The organism is Lonsdalea iberica, assembly GCF_002111585.1.
GTDB lineage: Bacteria > Pseudomonadota > Gammaproteobacteria > Enterobacterales > Enterobacteriaceae > Lonsdalea > Lonsdalea iberica.
This window is the reverse complement of record NZ_LUTP01000041.1, coordinates 1-15,344: the sequence shown is the minus strand read 5'-3', so window position 1 is coordinate 15,344 and position 15,344 is coordinate 1. Positions and strand designations below refer to the sequence as shown.

Sequence of the window (15,344 nt, the reverse complement as noted above, 5' to 3'; positions counted from 1 at the left end):
TAGAATATTTTCGACATAAATAAACGCAGGCTCCCTACCGGGAGCCAGTGCAAACGAAACAGTTTTGGCACGAATCAGAGTTCAGCAGGGCTGTTCCGTATGCTGTGGTCAAAAAGCACGATTGATATTGGTAACACATGAACCCCATTCTCATAAATCGTTTACAAAAAAAGCTGGGCTATACTTTCCGACAATACGATCTTTTACTGCAGGCGCTTACGCATCGTAGCGCCAGCAGTAAACACAATGAACGGCTGGAATTCCTCGGGGACTCCATTCTGAGCTTTGTGATCGCCAATGCGCTCTATCACCGTTTCCCCCGCGTTGATGAAGGGGATATGAGCCGGATGCGCGCCACGTTGGTGCGCGGCAATACGCTGGCAGAGATCGCGCGCGAGTTTGAATTGGGCGAATGCCTGCGACTGGGGCCGGGAGAGTTGAAAAGCGGCGGCTTCCGTCGCGAGTCCATACTGGCAGACACGGTCGAAGCGCTGATCGGTGGCATTTTTCTGGACAGCGATATCCAGATGGTCGAGAAGCTGATCCTCGAGTGGTATCAGAGTCGCCTGAACGAAATCAGCCCTGGCGATAAGCAAAAAGATCCCAAAACCCGGCTGCAGGAGTTCCTGCAGGGACGGCATTTACCGCTGCCTACCTACCTGGTAGTGCAGGTGCGTGGTGAAGCGCACGATCAAGAGTTCACCATACACTGTCTGGTCAGCGGGTTTAGCGAACCGGTGGTCGGCACGGGGTCGAGTCGTCGGAAAGCCGAGCAGGCTGCGGCAGAACAAGCGCTAATACAGCTGGAGCTTGAATGAGCGAAGAACAGAATTACTGCGGCTTTGTCGCGATTGTAGGCCGACCGAACGTCGGCAAATCCACATTGCTGAACCAGCTGCTGGGTCAGAAGGTTTCTATCACCTCCCGTAAACCGCAGACGACGCGCCACCGTATCATGGGCATTCACACCGAAGGGCCTTATCAGGCGATCTATGTGGATACCCCGGGGCTGCATATCGAAGAAAAACGGGCGATCAACCGGTTGATGAACCGTGCCGCCAGCAGTTCAATTGGCGACGTCGAACTGGTTATTTTTGTTGTTGAAGGGACGCACTGGACCGAAGACGACGAAATGGTGGTCAACAAACTGCGCGATCAGAAACATCCTGTACTGCTGGCTATCAACAAAGTGGATAACGTGACGGACAAAAGCAAACTACTGCCGCACATCCAGATGATTAGTCAGAAAATGAAGTTTCTGGATGTCGTGCCGATGAGCGCCGAGAAAGGCATGAACGTCGACACTATCGCCAGCATTGTCCGTAAGCATCTGCCGCAGGCGGAACACCACTTCCCGGAAGACTACATCACCGATCGTTCTCAGCGCTTCATGGCTTCCGAGATTATCCGTGAAAAGCTGATGCGTTTTCTGGGGGAAGAGCTGCCCTATTCAGTGACCGTGGAAATCGAGCGTTTTGTGGCGAACGAACGCGGCGGATACGATATCAACGGTCTGATTCTGGTCGAGCGCGAAGGCCAGAAAAAAATGGTGATCGGCAACAAAGGCTCCAAGATCAAAACCATCGGCATTGAAGCCCGTCAGGACATGGAACAGATGTTCGAGGCAAAAGTGCATCTGGAACTGTGGGTCAAAGTGAAATCCGGCTGGGCGGACGACGAACGTGCGCTGCGCAGCCTGGGTTACATCGACGACCTCTAAGGGGTCGTGCCCATGGAAGGCTGGCAACGCGCATTTGTCTTGCATGGGCGCCCCTATAGTGAAACCAGCCTGCTGCTGGATCTGTTCACGGAGAATCAGGGCCGTGTCCGGATGTTGGCGAAAGGCGCCCGGGCCCGGCGTTCCAGCCTGAAAGGGTGCCTTCAGCCGTTCACGCCGCTACTGGTTCGCTGGAGCGGGCGGGGCGATGTCAAAACGTTACGTAACGCCGAGCCGGTTTCGCTGGCTCTGCCTATCAGCGGCAGCACCCTTTACAGCGGTCTGTACGTCAACGAATTACTGACTCGGGTTCTCGAGTTCGAAACCAACTTTTCCGCACTCTTCTTCGACTATTTGCATTGCCTGCAACAGCTGGCTGCGCTCGACGGTTCGCCTGAACCGGCGCTGCGCCGCTTTGAGCTGGCGCTGCTGGGACATCTCGGTTATGGCGTCGACTTTCTTCACTGCGCGGGGAGCGGCGAGAGCGTCGCGGACGACATGACGTATCGCTATCGGGAAGAGAAGGGGTTTATCGCCAGTCTGGTGGTGGACCGCCTCAGTTTTACCGGACACGAACTTCGCGCGCTGGCGGCACGTGAGTTCCCCGATGCTGAAACGTTGCGCGCCGCCAAACGGTTCACCCGCATGGCGCTAAAGCCCTACCTCGGCGGGAAACCCCTCAAAAGCCGCGAGCTGTTCCGGCAGTTTGTGATCAAACCGCCTAGGTCTGCGCCGCCCGAAGCGTAGCCGTGGGAGTACCCAACAGGATCGGCGGCGGTGTAAACTGATGTCATTGTTGAGATAGAGAGTAAGGATGGATCATGGCTGAGCTGTTGTTAGGTGTAAATATCGATCATATCGCGACCTTGCGAAACGCCCGGGGTACGGCGTATCCCGACCCGGTTCAGGCCGCTTTTATCGCAGAACAAGCGGGGGCGGACGGCATTACCGTGCATCTGCGCGAAGACCGTCGCCATATTACGGACCGCGATGTGCGCCTTCTGCGCCAGACTATTCAGACGCGTATGAATCTGGAAATGGCCGTCACGGATGAGATGGTGGCCATCGCCTGCGAACTGAAGCCCCATTTCTGCTGCCTAGTGCCGGAAAAACGGCAGGAAGTGACGACAGAAGGTGGTCTGGACGTCGCCGGGCAGCAGGAAAAAATGCAGGATGCGGTGAAAAAGCTGAAGGCTGCCGGGATCAACGTCTCATTGTTTATCGATCCTGATCGCGCCCAAATCGATGCCGCCGTCGCCTGCGCCGCGCCCTACATCGAACTACATACCGGCGCTTACGCGGATGCTGACGGTGATGAGGCGCGTCAACATGAGTTTGAGCGCATCCGTGATGCCGCGACCTATGCCGCAGCGAAAGGGATCCGCGTCAACGCCGGTCACGGTTTGACCTACCATAACGTACAACCCATCGCCGCTCTGCCGGAAATGCATGAGCTGAATATTGGGCATTCGATCATCGGACGTGCCGTCATGAGTGGCTTACCGGCCGCCGTCGCTGAAATGAAATCCTTAATGCGGGAAGCGCGTCGTTAATGGCTGTTCTGGGATTGGGTACTGACATCGTAGAAATCGCCCGCATCGAAGCGGCCGTTGAACGCTCCGGCGATCGCCTCGCGCGGCGCATTCTGAGCGACGCCGAGTGGGCGACTTATCAGGAGCATCAACAGCCGATTCGATTTTTGGCCAAACGTTTTGCGGTGAAAGAAGCGGCATCGAAAGCGTTTGGTACGGGGATTCGTCAGGGATTGGCATTCGCCCAATTCGAGGTATTCAACAACGATCTGGGTAAGCCCTGCCTGCGTTTTCTGGGGCGAGCGGCGGAGTTTGCGCAAGCGCTGGGCGTGCAGCATGTGCACGTCTCGCTAGCGGATGAGCGGCGCTACGCCTGCGCCACCGTGATTGTGGAAAGTTGATTCAGTTCTAAAGTTGGTCGGCGTGGTGTAGTTGAACGTATTTTTCCCACAGCCGATCCTGATTTTCCACGTGCGCCGGATCGGTGATGATGGTGTTATCGATTGGGCACACTTTCTGGCAGGTTGGGATATCGTAGTGACCGACGCACTCCGTACAGCGCTCGGAATCGATTTCGTACGTCTCCATCCCCATAGATATGGCCTGATTCGGGCACTCTGGCTCGCACATATCGCAGTTGATGCATCGTTTGGTAATTAACAGCGCCATTTAAAGGTCTTTCCCATTTCTTGCTGCTATTCAGCAGCCAATCCGCAACCATCGCACCCGATGAAGTTATCTACGCCTTAGCCACCACATTCGACGCGCTCTCCGCATCAGTCGACGGACAGGGGAGGCAGCGCGTTTTCTTAAAGGAGGCATCGGCGGCGGCGCGCACTTTAGCACAAAAGCGATATCAGCCCAACTGTGTGGCGTGCTCCTCGAGCGAAGAGGCTTGCTGAGTTCAGACGATTCAGCGGGATAAGCTGCTCGGAACCTCGTTCAGGATCGGCATTTCGAATCCGCCGTTCTGTAATATTTTGCGCGCTTCCGTCGAAGACAAAAATTCGGCCAGCGGCTGCGCGTTCGAATGGCACAGCGCAACGGTGTAGTCGGCGCGAATATTATCGTCATCGGGAAGGTCGAATACGCGAATGCCCGGCAGGGAGCGCAGTCGCGGCGCATAGCTGGCGTAACCGACAAAGAGATCTGCCTGACCGCTCATGATCAACCAGGATGCGGCCATCTCTCCCGCTGGCACCGGTGTGCTGTCTGGGCCGCCGACCAGCATCAGCGCCTTGGCCTGTAAGTCAGCGGCCGCTCCGGGATGATGTCTCTCTATTCGTTCAAACAGCTGCCAGGCGTAGTCGCCGGAGGGATCGCTGCCGGGGGTAGATGTTGCCAGCCGTAAATCAGGATCAAGCAGTAGCGTGAGCCAATCCTCAGATCGGTCCGCGGCGAAAGCCGATGCCGTGAGGCAGAGGCGGTTGACGGCCAGCGGCGTTGCGGAGAGGGCGAGTTCACGCATCACCAGCATCTCTGCGTGGTTTTGATTGGCGGAGGCGAAGAGATCGCAGGGAACGCCTTGCTCGATCCGCTGACGTAATAAGCCCGCTGGGCCGAAAGTGGTGCGTGTCGTGAGTCCTGTCTTGGCTTCGAACGCGGCCATCAGCAGGGGCCAGACTCCGCCGAGGCTGCCCGCCGCCAGCACCTGCAAGGGGAGAGTGCTCATTCTGCGCCAGTGTAATGTGTACGGTAAAAGGTCTGATACCAATCTTCCGCCTGCTGGCGGATGTCGATATCGCTGAAAACCTCAGGGTACACTTTTTTCGCCATCCATAGCTCGCCTAAGCCCAGAGCTTCCGGCATGGGATAGCCCCAGGCTTTGGCATATTCGGGCATGAGATAGACACGGTGTTGTTTGACGGCGTCAATCGTCCGCCATTCCGGCTGAGTCTGAATTTGTTCGACGACCTGCGGATAGCGATCTTGAACGAAAATTACCTGCGGATCCCAAGCAATGACCTGCTCCATCGACACCTGTTTGTAACCTTTCACCGTGGCCGCGGCGACATTCAAGGCGCCGGCATGCTGCATCATCAGCCCGGTATATTTTCCAGAACCGTAGGTAGTGAGTTCCGGATTCGCCATGTAGGCGCGTACGCGCTGCGCCTCAGGCAGATGTTGTAAGCGTTTACTGACTAGCTGTCGCTGACCGAAGGCCTTTTCAATCAGCATAACGGCTTGTGGCGTGCGGTCCACGATAGCGCCGATGAGCCGAATCCCCTCTTTCAGCCCTTGGTCATAGGCCTGCTCTTCATCTGCCATCTTGGGATTAAGCTCTCTTTCCTGACCGGGGGCGTCATGACGCAGGGAAACGGCGACGACGGCGATACCGAGCTGGCTAATCTGTTCGATCATTTCTTGTGGCGCATAGTGGGTGACGAAGACGACCTGAGGATGGAGCGCGGCGAGACGTTCCAAATCAACGTGCGTCAGGTCGCCCACTTTAGGTTTATCGACTAATTGCGGGACAAGCTCAGCATAGTGGCGGCCCAGCTGCTGTTCCCAATCGCGTTGAATGCCGACGATTTTATCGGTCGCGTTGAGTTCAACCAGCAGGTTAAGCGTTTGATGTTGTAAAACGACAACGCGTTCGACGTTGTCGGGAAGGGTGACGTTGCGATTAAGTTGGTCGACGATTAACCGTTGAGCATGGACTACTGATGAAATTGTCGTCATCAGCAGACCAATCGCAAACATAAGAATTATTCTTCTCATTATTATATCTCTGATAATTACGTGCTGTATTATAGCGCTCGCCAGGAGAGAGCAATTGATGCTAACTGTCTGGTTGTATAGGAAATAATCAAAATTTAGCCTCGTTCGTAGGGCGGCATTTTATTGCCTACAGCATCCGGTGGAGTACAGTGCAAAATCATCGTTTACTCTCAGGATTGAGCCCCTAGGCGGTATGTGAATTAGTCTTTATCATAAAGTGCTAAAAATTACGATTCCCACAGCCCATTGATAGACTGGTCAAATTCGCAACACAGCAATGTGTCCGTCACGTTTACATCGTAATGTAGCCCACATTACGTTAACTGCCCCGAATTAACTTTCATCGCGGTCAGGGCTGTTTTCTGGAGCTGTGGGATTATTTTAGTCATTCAGCGTATGTCTAACGGCGGAATATAGAGTGCAGCAAATCAGTCAGCTTAATCAGTTTGGGCCTATTCCACCCGATTGTGGGCCGGAGACAAAAGATGACGTTGATTTTTTGTTCAGTTGCCGCCGAAAGTACACTTTCCAACCGATTTATCGAACATCCGGACGATTGCTTGGCATTGAGCTATTAACTGCCATTTCACATCCGACTATCCCGCATCAAGCACTTTCCCCTGAAGTCTACTTCGCTCACATTGATGTCGGGATGCGTCTGAAAATCGTCATCGAGCAGATGCAGCTGCTGCGTCGCTTGAATGACCGTTTTGTCCGGGACAACCTACTGGCCTCCGTGAATATCGACGGGCCGGTGCTGATGGCGTTGCAGAAAAATCTGCAGGCCAAAAAGCTGATTGCCACTATGCCTTGGTTGCGTTTCGAACTGGTGGAGTGTCACGAAGGTTTGTCTAAGGAATTGCTGAACGCGCTGCCTGAAGCCAGCCGGCTATGGTTGGATGATTTCGGCTGTGGTGTCGCCAACTTCTCATCGCTATTGATGGTGAGGCACGATTGCATCAAAGTTGCCCGAGAGCTGTTCGTCATGCTTCAGCAAACGGAAGAGGGACGCCAGATTTTTCATCTGCTGATCACGTTGATGACTCGTTACTGTAATTACATCGTCGTTGAAGGCGTGGAAACGGAAAACGAGTGGGGCATGGTCAAAGCGTCCAACGCAACGGCAGCACAAGGCTATTTCCTTTCTCGCCCTCAGTCGTTTGAATATTTCGAGTCATTAAAACTCGAATTCTGACGTTACCCCTGGTCATACTTATCTTTTTATAGCGTTACTTCTTCTTTTTATTTCGCGTCTGGCAAGACGAGGGTCGGATAGCCTGAAATAGCGGGCTATTCGGCACAGCATGACGTGCAAATGACAACATTAAAAACAAAACATTTGATTAATGAAAGTTAATCTTTTGAAGTTTAATTCTTAAGCTTTGATTAACAATAGTTAACTTTATTAATTCTATGGCTAATAATTCTACGGGTTGTGATTTTCATCATAAATGGCAGGCTTGATGTTTGTACGAATGCTAGTCAAAACCAGATTCATAACCATTTGATTATAATGAATAAAAAAACAAATGTTTGCTTATAACGATCAATAATTTCCTCATGATAGGTTTTTGTGATTAAAAGGGTATTAATTATTGGTATAATTGATTTGCTTCAGCGCAATTGATAGTCAAAATACAGCGCAGGCTAAATGCATAAAAATCAGCTTTAGATTATTAGTAAATCTTATAATAGTGTTAGTGATATATATAACAAATAAGCTGAATCTTTTTATTTGATTATTTCTATCTTCACGCAGTGATATTTGGGGGGCTTTATGCTTACGTTTCCATGTTTCTGAACTCTCAGCCTGGCCGGATATTTTTTCCATTTATCCCATCTACTCTCCGGAAATCTGCCAAATCTGAAAAACTGAATAGGGGGATGTTATTACCGGGATCTTTCGTCTTCAGTAATGTGCTGCGTGCGTTCAGGACCCTACGGCCCTGAGGAGAGTATTATTGTGTATGGAATTATAATAACTCTATTGATTATTCTTTTGGGTGTTTCTTCATTCCGAAACCGTAAACGCCAGGAAAAGTCCAGCATCGAAAATAAAAAGCTGGATTTTTTGAATATGGTTCTGTTTGCAGCGGAGTATAGTCCTGCCGCTCTCATGATCGCCAACGAAAATTGCGAAATTATCTATGTAAACAGACAGTTCGTCTCCATGTCCGGGTACGAAGCCGAAGAGGTGATGGGCAAAAATCCCAACTTTCTCAGTTCGGGGATGACCAACGCGGGCGTTTATGAAGAGCTGTGGGACGCGCTCAATAAAGGCGATATCTGGAGTGGGGAGTTTATTAACCGGAAAAAAAATGGTCAGTTATATTGGGAAAAAGCCAGCATCGTAAAGATATATAATAAAGCGAGTAACGCTATTCAGTATGTCGGCATTAAAATGGATATTACGGAGAAAAAAACGCAAGAGTATCACGATAATTCTTACAACCGCGCGTTGGAATTGTTGTCTAGCGGGGCGCCTCTTAAAGATATTCTTGATGCCATTATTTTCAGCGTAGAAGAGAAAAATCCCGGAAGAATTGTCTGCTCTGTCCTGCTTATTGATAAGGATAAGAAATGTTTAACCCTCGGTTCCGCACCCAGCCTGCCGGGCTTCTATAAAAATGCCATTCATAATGTGAAGATCGCAGAGGGCGCCGCATCGTTCGGAACGGCAGCATATACTGGTAAACGAGTCATTGCAGAAGATATCTCCACCGATCCAAGCTGGTCGCTTTATAAAGGTCTGGCCCTGTATGCTGGCTTGCGTTCTTGTTGGTCTGAACCAGTGTTCGGCCAGAATGATGAAGTATTAGCCGTGCTTAGTGTTTACCATCGAAAAGTTTACTCTCCCGCCGCAGACGAAATCGAATCCATCGAGAAGTCCGCTCAACTGGTATCCGTCGCCATTGAACGCTATCGCGCGATTGATATGCTGCGCCGTAGCGAGGAACACTACCGTCAGCTGGCACACTACGACTCACTCACCTCTTTGGCCAACGGCCTGACTTTTGCCGAGCAGATGGAACAGGCGATTCAGCTTTCCAAACAGACGGGGCGCAAGATTGCCTTGATGTTCTTGGATTTGGACAAATTCAAACAGATCAATGACACGTTCGGCCATGCCGTGGGCGATCTGTTATTGAAAGAAGCGGCTGCTCGAATGCGTCTTGCCGTTCGCGATAGCGATACGGTGTATCGTCGTAGCGGGGACGAGTTCATCATCCTTCTTCAGGGCATCAAGGCGCAGGAGAATACCTTGTATGTGGCGGACAAGATCCACTATGCGCTGAATGAACCTTTCGACATTGACGGCAAAACGCTGGATATCTCCTGCAGTATCGGCATTGCGCTTTATCCGGAGCACGGCGCCGATGCGCTGTCGTTGGCCATCAACGCTGACGCCGCCATGTATCAAGCCAAAACGCTGGGACGCAGCCAGACAATGATCTATCAAGACGTCAATACTCACTGATTTCTGTCGTAATGCGCTACCGGCGGAGAAGCGTGAGCGCACTCATCGAAGGAAGAAAAGGGCAGGGGTGAACAACGGGCGGCGCGATGGCACTTTGCCCGTTTTTGTTTAGCCAAACCTTAGTGCGCATGTGGCTTTTGCCTTATCTCGACGCGAATGCGTACTCACTTAGCGTCCCTGCGTTCAGCAGAGGTGGCAGACGGCCGAAGTAAGAGCGTCTGCGAGCGACGTAAAAAAAACGGGCAACCTTGCGAGGTCACCCGTCTTACGAAAATATCCCAACCAACAAATAACCGGTTGAAAACCTCAGGGGATTATCTTTCCCGCAGCGCTTCAGCCCTGGCTCGCAGGATAGGTTTAAGCAGGTAACGCAGTATGGTTTTCTTACCCGTCATGATATCGACGGTCGCGACCATACCGGGGATCACAATCAGCGGTTTGTCTTCGGTGCCCAGATGATTTTTCTCGGTACGCAGGCGGATAATGTAGTAGCTGTGTCCTTCTTTATCCGTCACGGTATCCGGACTGATTTGCTCGAGATGCCCTTTTAATCCGCCATAAATCGTGTAGTCGTAGGCGGTGAATTTGATCACTGCCTGCTGGCCGGGGTGTAAAAAGGCAATGTCCTGCGGGCGAATACGGGCTTCGATGAGCAGGCTGTCGTCCAAGGGCACGATTTCAACCAGATCGTTACCCGGTTGGATAACGCCGCCGATGGTATTCACAAAAATTTGTTGCACGATGCCCCGGACGGGCGACACCACCAGCGTACGGTTGACCCGGTCTTCCAGCGCTTTGCCCGTCGCCGTGATCTTGTTGAGATTGTTCTGTGCTTCATTCAACTGCGCCAAGGCTTCGCTTTTATAGCGGCCGTGGGTCTCTTCAATCTTATTATCAATTTCTTTCAGTGCCGCCTCGGCGCGCGGGATTGATAGCGTTACCGAATCCATCTGACCGCGAATTTCCACCTCAGAACGACGCAGACGAAGAATTTCCACCTTCGAAATGGCGCCCGCCTTGATCAACGGCTCGGACATTCTGATCTCCTGCTGGAGCAAGTTCAGACTGTTACGGTACTGCTCCTGTCTGGAAACATAGTCGCGCAGCTCCTGACGTCGTTGCACCAGCTGTTCTTTCAGGCCGGAGATTTCATTGCTGAACTGTCGCTTGCGGTTGTTGTAGAGATCCCGTTCGCCGTTAGCGATGCTCGGGGCTTGCTTTTCCACCTCGGCGGGTAGCGTGAACGGCGTGTCGTTGATCTCCGCATTCAGGCGAGCGATTCGCGCCAGCAGAGACAGCCGGTCAGCCTCGGTTTCACCGACGTTTGAAGCAAAGCGAGTGTCGTCCAGACGCAACAACGATTCGCCCGCCTTAACGATTTGTCCTTCGTGGACGAAAATCTGGGTGACGATCCCGCCTTCAAGGTTTTGAATTTTTTGCAGTCGGGTCGAGGGAATCGCTTTCCCTTCGCCGTGTGTCACCTCGTCGATTTCGGCGAAGGCGGCCCACAGTAGGAAAAAGCCGATGCATGCCAAAATCACCCACAGGGTGACGCGAATGATGCGGGGCGCATCTTCCACCATGGCCTGGCTGACTTCGGGCATGGTCTGCGCGTCGCTGTTTTTACGGGAGGCCTGAAAATAGGCCAGTATTTTTTTAGTCGTTTCAACGAGACGCATTGATCTGCCCCTTCTTTAATGCATCCATCACGATGGCTTTCGGACCGTCGGCAATAATTCGGCCTTTATCCATGATGATTAGGCGGTCAACCAGCGACAGCATGGACACGCGGTGCGTCACCAGCAGTAGCGTCTTGTTAATCAAGGCGGATTGCAGCGCCTGCTTGAGGCGATCTTCGTTGCTGTTATCCATCGAGCTGGTAGGCTCATCCATCACCAGGATGGGCGGCTCCAGCAACAGGGAGCGAGCGATGGCTACCGCTTGACGTTGGCCGCCCGAGAGCTGTTGACCGCGCTCGCCGACCTGCAGGTTGTAGCCGTCGGGATGAAGGCGGGCAAACTCACTGACGCCGGCGATTTCGGCGGCGCGCAGCATGGCTTCGTCTTCCACATAGCGCGCACCGCAAATCAGGTTATCGCGCAGCGTGCCGCTGAACAGTTGAATGTCCTGGGGAACGTAACCGATGTTGTGGCGCAGATCGCTGACGTCCAGCTGGCGTGAGTCGACACCGTCTATTAGCAGATTGCCGCTGGTCGGCTGATACAGATTGACGAGTAATTTTTCCAGCGAGCTTTTACCTGACCCGGTACGTCCGATGATGCCGACTTTCTCGCCTGGCTGAATGGTCAGGTTGATGTTCGACAGCGAACGAACCTTCTGTTCCGGGTAATTAAAGGTGACATCGCGGAACTCTATGCCGCCGACGATGCTTTCGCGTTTCAGTGGACGTTCGTCCTCCTTGCGCTCCTGCGGCAGATCCATCATTTGCTCGGTCGTCACCATCGTCAGTTTGGCCTGTTGATAGCGTGTGACCAAACCGGACAGCTGCCCCATCGGAATCAAGGCGCGTCCGTTCAGCATGTAGCAGGCGATGAGCGCACCCATACTCAGTTTGCCGTCAATCAGCAAATAAACGCCAACCACGATCATGATGACGCCCGCCAACTGCTGGAACCACTGGGTCAGGTTGACCGCCAGCGCAGAGAGCGTTTTCGCTCGCATCTCCAGACGGCTCAGGCTGCCGATCGTCTGTTCCCATTGATGCTGGCGTTCGCTTTCCGCGTTATTGACCTTAATCGCATCAAGCCCGCTCAGCGTTTCGATTAATGTCGCCTGACGCTCGCTCGCCAGATGCAGCGATTTTTCAATAGTCGAGGTGAGCGGTTTTTGCAGCGCCCAGCTCACCAGCAAGGCCAGCGGGAAGGCGAGGACCGGGATCCACACCAGCGGGCCGCCGATGATGCCAATGACCAGCAACAGCAGCAGGGTAAAGGGAAAGTCGATCAGCGTGGTCAGCGTCAGCGAGGAGAGAAAGTCCCGCAGCAGTTGAAACTCATGAATGTTCTGCGCGAAGCTGCCGACGCGGGCGGGACGCGCTTTCATCGCCATACCCGTGATGCGTTCGAACAGCGTGGCGGAAAGAATAAGGTCGGTTTTTTTACCCGCGATATCCAGACAGATGCTGCGTAGCGTGCGCAGTATCAGATCGAAAAAGAAAGCGCCGCTGACGCCGAGGGCGAGTACCCACAGCGTAGACGTCGCCTGGTTGGGGACGACGCGGTCATAAACGTTCATCACGAATAGCGGGGTGGCGAGTGCAATGAGGTTGATGAGCAGGCTGGCGAGAATCGCATCCATATACAGGAAGCGGGACAGCTTCAACGTGTCCTTGAACCAAGATTTTGTCCGCGGGATCAACGAGGTTTGCTGCAGATCGAACGAATGTCGTGGCTGCGCGAACATCACTAGTCCCAGATAATTCTGCTGCAACGTACTGTGATCGACGACGATCTCGCCGCCCTCGGTTTCGCTGGGCATGATGCGAGCGCTGCCGTCACTGTTCCACCCCAACAGGATGACGGACCGGCCTTCTCGCATCAGCAGCATGGCGGGGAGCGACATACCGGAGATTGCGTTCAGCGGTCGCTTAAGCACTCGTGCCTGCAAGCCCGCTCGCGCCGCTGCGCGCGGCAGCAGTCCAACCGTCAATCTTTGCTCTGCGAGCGGCAACCCGGCGGTCAAGGTGGTACGGCTGGCGGTTTTGCCCTGAAGTTTGCAAAGGATCAACAGGCTGTCGAGTAAGGGATCGTCGTGACGATTGCGAGGATCGTGGTTTACGGAAGCGGCAGCGACGTCGGCGCTGCCTGGTGGTTGTTCATGCTGTGGCATCATGTAACCAAACATTCCTTAACTAAGAATGCCTCTCCCGCGGACGGAAAAGGCACAGGCTGACTGAAACATTATTGTAAGTCAGGCAAATCTACCTGCGTATTGACAGCGCTCAGGCTTTGACCTGCGGATGGCGCAGGAATAGACAGGCTGTTCAATAGGTCGCCCATGCGGGCTTTCAGTCGATATTCGCTATACATAGACAGGAAGCGAATTTCCACCATCCGGCGTTGTGCCGTAAAGCGTTCGTTCTCACTGTCCAGAACGTCCAGCAGGGTGCGTTCGCCCAGACTAAACTGCTTCTGGTAGGCGTCGCGCACGCGGCGGCTGCGTTCTGCATACTCTTGTGCGATAGGAAGCTGTTGGCGCGCATTATTCATCGCAGACCAGGAAAGACGCAACTCTTCATTCAGCTGACGTAGCGTGTTGTTACGTATGTCTTCCGCTTCTTTGACCTGAAAAGCTTTCGATTCCAGGGTCGCCTTGGTGCTGCCGCCCTCGTACAAGTTATAGCGCATGCGCAGCATTGCCTGCCATTCGTTGTACTTACCGCGCGTACCATCGATGTTTTCGTTTAAGGTACGGGCAAGCTCAACGTTAAATTTAGGATAGAATCCTGATTTTTGCGCTTCATATTGTTTACGGGTCGCTTCGATATCCGACTCGGCAGACTTCAGTATCGGGCTGTTTGCCACCATCACGCGTTTGGCATCAACCAGCGTGGCGGGAATGTTTAACGACTCATTGCTCGGGATCTGCAATCCCAACGGCTCTTTACCGACGACGCTGAAGTAGTTGCTTTCCGCATCGGTCAGGTTGGTTTGCTCTGTCAGCACGTTGTTGCGCGCCTGTGCGACACGCGCTTCGGCCTGCTCCAAGTCGGCCAGACGACCCACGCCCTGTTCGGAGCGCAGCTTAATTTGATCATAGATACGTTGGTTGGTTCCCAGGTTTTCTTCAGCCAGTGTCAGAAATTCGTGACGCTGCAACACATCAAGGTAGGCCTGGACCGCATCAAGCGCGCGCGCCTCGCTGGTATTCAGCATTTTGTAGGCTCTTGAATTGACGGTCGCTTTTTGCTGCGCAACGGTATTCGACGTCTCGAAACCGTCAAACACCCTCTGACTAAGGTTGATCGTTGTTTCTCGACGCGTAAGAATGTCGTTGCTGCTGTTCTGAGCGCGGGTGGATGGAGTGTCGAGGTTCTCTTTGCCGATACCGGCGTTGAGAGAAATACTCGGTAGATAGCCCCCCTGGGCGGCACGCACGTTTTTCTCCGCTGAATAGCGGCTGTTGCTAGCCGCACTTATTTCAGGGTGAGTATTGAGCGTGTTTTCAATTGCATCTTTTAATGTATCAGCAAAAGAAATAGGGGAAACCGTGATTAATAAAAGTAAAGAAATAAATGGATTTTTACGCTTCATAATAACGCTTTTTCCTGAATGCCATTAATAATGAGTTATTTCTTTTTCAATAATGACTTAAGGAAACAACAATCCATTTAAAAAAAGATAGCTGTCAATCCATTAGCCGCTTATCGAAAAAATTGGCGCATTACCGTAAATTCTCTGCTCTAATCGAGTAAAAATTTTTGGTAAGAATGTTCCAAATTTTTTATTATATTAGGGGCTGAGTCAAGTCATTGACGTCAGCTAAATACTTTCAGATGTAATAATAAAGTAATAACAAGAGATTGAAATCACCTTTTAAAGCCTGAGTTAAGATGAGGCTTTACATATAAATTTAATCGGTTTTCCATTCGATGAAATCCATCGAAAATATTGAGGAGATGCTATTGTGAGTAGCGTTATCGGTACCATCAAATTTGTTATCGGACAAGTATTTGTCATAGCGCAGGATGGTACTCAACGTCAGGTATCTGCTGGCGACCATATCTATCGCGGCGAGCAAGTGGCCACAGGCAATGCTGGCGCAGTTTCAATTTCACTGCCGGATGGCCGGACTCTGGACTTGGGACGAGATAGCCAGTGGAGTGAGTCCCAGAGCTCAGGGACGACCACAGAGCATCGTGCGGCAGAGTCTCAGG

Annotated in this window: 14 protein-coding genes; 8 read left to right on the top strand and 6 right to left on the bottom strand. The window is 52.4% G+C overall.

Features of this window, described 5'->3' with window-relative positions; translation table 11 throughout:
* Window positions 1–137: 137 nt before the first annotated feature.
* From rnc to acpS, 5 genes are all read left to right on the top strand, one after another.
* Window positions 138–818 carry a ribonuclease III gene (gene rnc, locus AU511_RS13605; protein WP_026741425.1) on the top strand — a complete coding sequence of 227 codons (681 nt, stop codon included), beginning with the start codon at window positions 138–140 and terminating at the stop codon, window positions 816–818.
* On the top strand, window positions 815–1,720 hold the full coding sequence (era, locus tag AU511_RS13600) for a GTPase Era (RefSeq protein ID WP_026741424.1): 906 nt from the start codon (window positions 815–817) through the stop codon (window positions 1,718–1,720). The genes rnc and era overlap by 4 nt, the downstream gene beginning before the upstream one ends.
* A gap of 12 nt (window positions 1,721–1,732) precedes the next feature.
* Entirely contained in the window at window positions 1,733–2,464 is a 732-nt protein-coding gene (recO, locus tag AU511_RS13595) for a DNA repair protein RecO (RefSeq protein WP_094101915.1), read from the top strand.
* 74 nt (window positions 2,465–2,538) lie between these two features.
* On the top strand, window positions 2,539–3,270 hold the full coding sequence (pdxJ, locus tag AU511_RS13590) for a pyridoxine 5'-phosphate synthase (RefSeq protein WP_094110014.1): 732 nt from the start codon (window positions 2,539–2,541) through the stop codon (window positions 3,268–3,270).
* Window positions 3,270–3,650, top strand: coding sequence for a holo-ACP synthase (gene acpS / locus AU511_RS13585; RefSeq protein WP_026741421.1), 381 nt, complete (start codon window positions 3,270–3,272; stop codon window positions 3,648–3,650). The genes pdxJ and acpS overlap by 1 nt, the downstream gene beginning before the upstream one ends.
* A gap of 7 nt (window positions 3,651–3,657) precedes the next feature.
* On the opposite strand, the gene AU511_RS13580 is transcribed toward acpS, so the two are convergent.
* The 3 genes from AU511_RS13580 to AU511_RS13570 all read right to left on the bottom strand — a co-directional run bounded on the left by AU511_RS13580 (window position 3,658) and on the right by AU511_RS13570 (window position 5,952).
* Window positions 3,658–3,918 carry a YfhL family 4Fe-4S dicluster ferredoxin gene (locus tag AU511_RS13580; RefSeq protein WP_094110013.1) on the bottom strand — a complete coding sequence of 87 codons (261 nt, stop codon included), beginning with the start codon at window positions 3,916–3,918 and terminating at the stop codon, window positions 3,658–3,660.
* 244 nt (window positions 3,919–4,162) lie between these two features.
* The gene (locus tag AU511_RS13575; protein WP_094110012.1) at window positions 4,163–4,921 is read right to left on the bottom strand and encodes a substrate-binding domain-containing protein; all 759 of its coding nucleotides are present in this window, start codon (window positions 4,919–4,921) and stop codon (window positions 4,163–4,165) included.
* Entirely contained in the window at window positions 4,918–5,952 is a 1,035-nt protein-coding gene (locus AU511_RS13570; RefSeq protein WP_094101919.1) for an ABC transporter substrate-binding protein, read from the bottom strand. The genes AU511_RS13575 and AU511_RS13570 overlap by 4 nt, the downstream gene beginning before the upstream one ends.
* A 436-nt stretch (window positions 5,953–6,388) precedes the next feature.
* Here AU511_RS13570 and pdeH point away from each other — a divergent pair, with 436 nt between their 5' ends.
* Together pdeH and AU511_RS13560 are read left to right on the top strand one after the other, a co-directional pair.
* Window positions 6,389–7,165, top strand: coding sequence for a cyclic-guanylate-specific phosphodiesterase (gene pdeH / locus AU511_RS13565; protein ID WP_094101920.1), 777 nt, complete (start codon window positions 6,389–6,391; stop codon window positions 7,163–7,165).
* 768 nt (window positions 7,166–7,933) lie between these two features.
* A complete protein-coding gene (locus AU511_RS13560) occupies window positions 7,934–9,448 on the top strand; it encodes a sensor domain-containing protein (RefSeq protein ID WP_094110011.1) in 1,515 nt (504 codons plus the stop codon).
* 314 nt (window positions 9,449–9,762) lie between these two features.
* Here the strand turns inward: AU511_RS13560 and AU511_RS13555 are convergent, their stop codons facing one another.
* The 3 genes from AU511_RS13555 to AU511_RS13545 all read right to left on the bottom strand — a co-directional run bounded on the left by AU511_RS13555 (window position 9,763) and on the right by AU511_RS13545 (window position 14,721).
* A complete protein-coding gene (locus AU511_RS13555; protein WP_420843459.1) occupies window positions 9,763–11,052 on the bottom strand; it encodes an HlyD family type I secretion periplasmic adaptor subunit in 1,290 nt (429 codons plus the stop codon).
* Window positions 11,053–11,113: 61 nt separating this feature from the next.
* Window positions 11,114–13,300: a type I secretion system permease/ATPase gene (locus AU511_RS13550; protein ID WP_094110009.1), complete on the bottom strand. Its 2,187-nt coding sequence runs from the start codon at window positions 13,298–13,300 to the stop codon at window positions 11,114–11,116.
* Window positions 13,301–13,368: 68 nt separating this feature from the next.
* The gene (locus AU511_RS13545) at window positions 13,369–14,721 is read right to left on the bottom strand and encodes a TolC family outer membrane protein (RefSeq protein ID WP_094110008.1); all 1,353 of its coding nucleotides are present in this window, start codon (window positions 14,719–14,721) and stop codon (window positions 13,369–13,371) included.
* Between the two features lie 373 nt (window positions 14,722–15,094).
* On the opposite strand from AU511_RS13545, the gene AU511_RS13540 reads away from it, so the two are divergent.
* On the top strand, window positions 15,095–15,344 hold a 250-nt coding region (locus tag AU511_RS13540), incomplete at its 3' end, for a retention module-containing protein (RefSeq protein ID WP_139829385.1).

What these genes read in the sequence shown, in the direction of transcription:
- rnc (WP_026741425.1), top strand. Translation starts at nt 138, where the DNA reads ATGAACCCCATTCTCATAAATCGTTTACAAAAAAAGCTGGGCTATACT.
- era (WP_026741424.1), top strand. Translation starts at nt 815, where the DNA reads ATGAGCGAAGAACAGAATTACTGCGGCTTTGTCGCGATTGTAGGCCGA.
- recO (WP_094101915.1), top strand. Translation starts at nt 1,733, where the DNA reads ATGGAAGGCTGGCAACGCGCATTTGTCTTGCATGGGCGCCCCTATAGT.
- pdxJ (WP_094110014.1), top strand. Translation starts at nt 2,539, where the DNA reads ATGGCTGAGCTGTTGTTAGGTGTAAATATCGATCATATCGCGACCTTG.
- acpS (WP_026741421.1), top strand. Translation starts at nt 3,270, where the DNA reads ATGGCTGTTCTGGGATTGGGTACTGACATCGTAGAAATCGCCCGCATC.
- AU511_RS13580 (WP_094110013.1), bottom strand. Translation starts at nt 3,918, where the DNA reads ATGGCGCTGTTAATTACCAAACGATGCATCAACTGCGATATGTGCGAG.
- AU511_RS13575 (WP_094110012.1), bottom strand. Translation starts at nt 4,921, where the DNA reads ATGAGCACTCTCCCCTTGCAGGTGCTGGCGGCGGGCAGCCTCGGCGGA.
- AU511_RS13570 (WP_094101919.1), bottom strand. Translation starts at nt 5,952, where the DNA reads ATGTTTGCGATTGGTCTGCTGATGACGACAATTTCATCAGTAGTCCAT.
- AU511_RS13555 (WP_420843459.1), bottom strand. Translation starts at nt 11,052, where the DNA reads ATGCCCGAAGTCAGCCAGGCCATGGTGGAAGATGCGCCCCGCATCATT.
- AU511_RS13550 (WP_094110009.1), bottom strand. Translation starts at nt 13,300, where the DNA reads ATGATGCCACAGCATGAACAACCACCAGGCAGCGCCGACGTCGCTGCC.
- AU511_RS13545 (WP_094110008.1), bottom strand. Translation starts at nt 14,721, where the DNA reads ATGAAGCGTAAAAATCCATTTATTTCTTTACTTTTATTAATCACGGTT.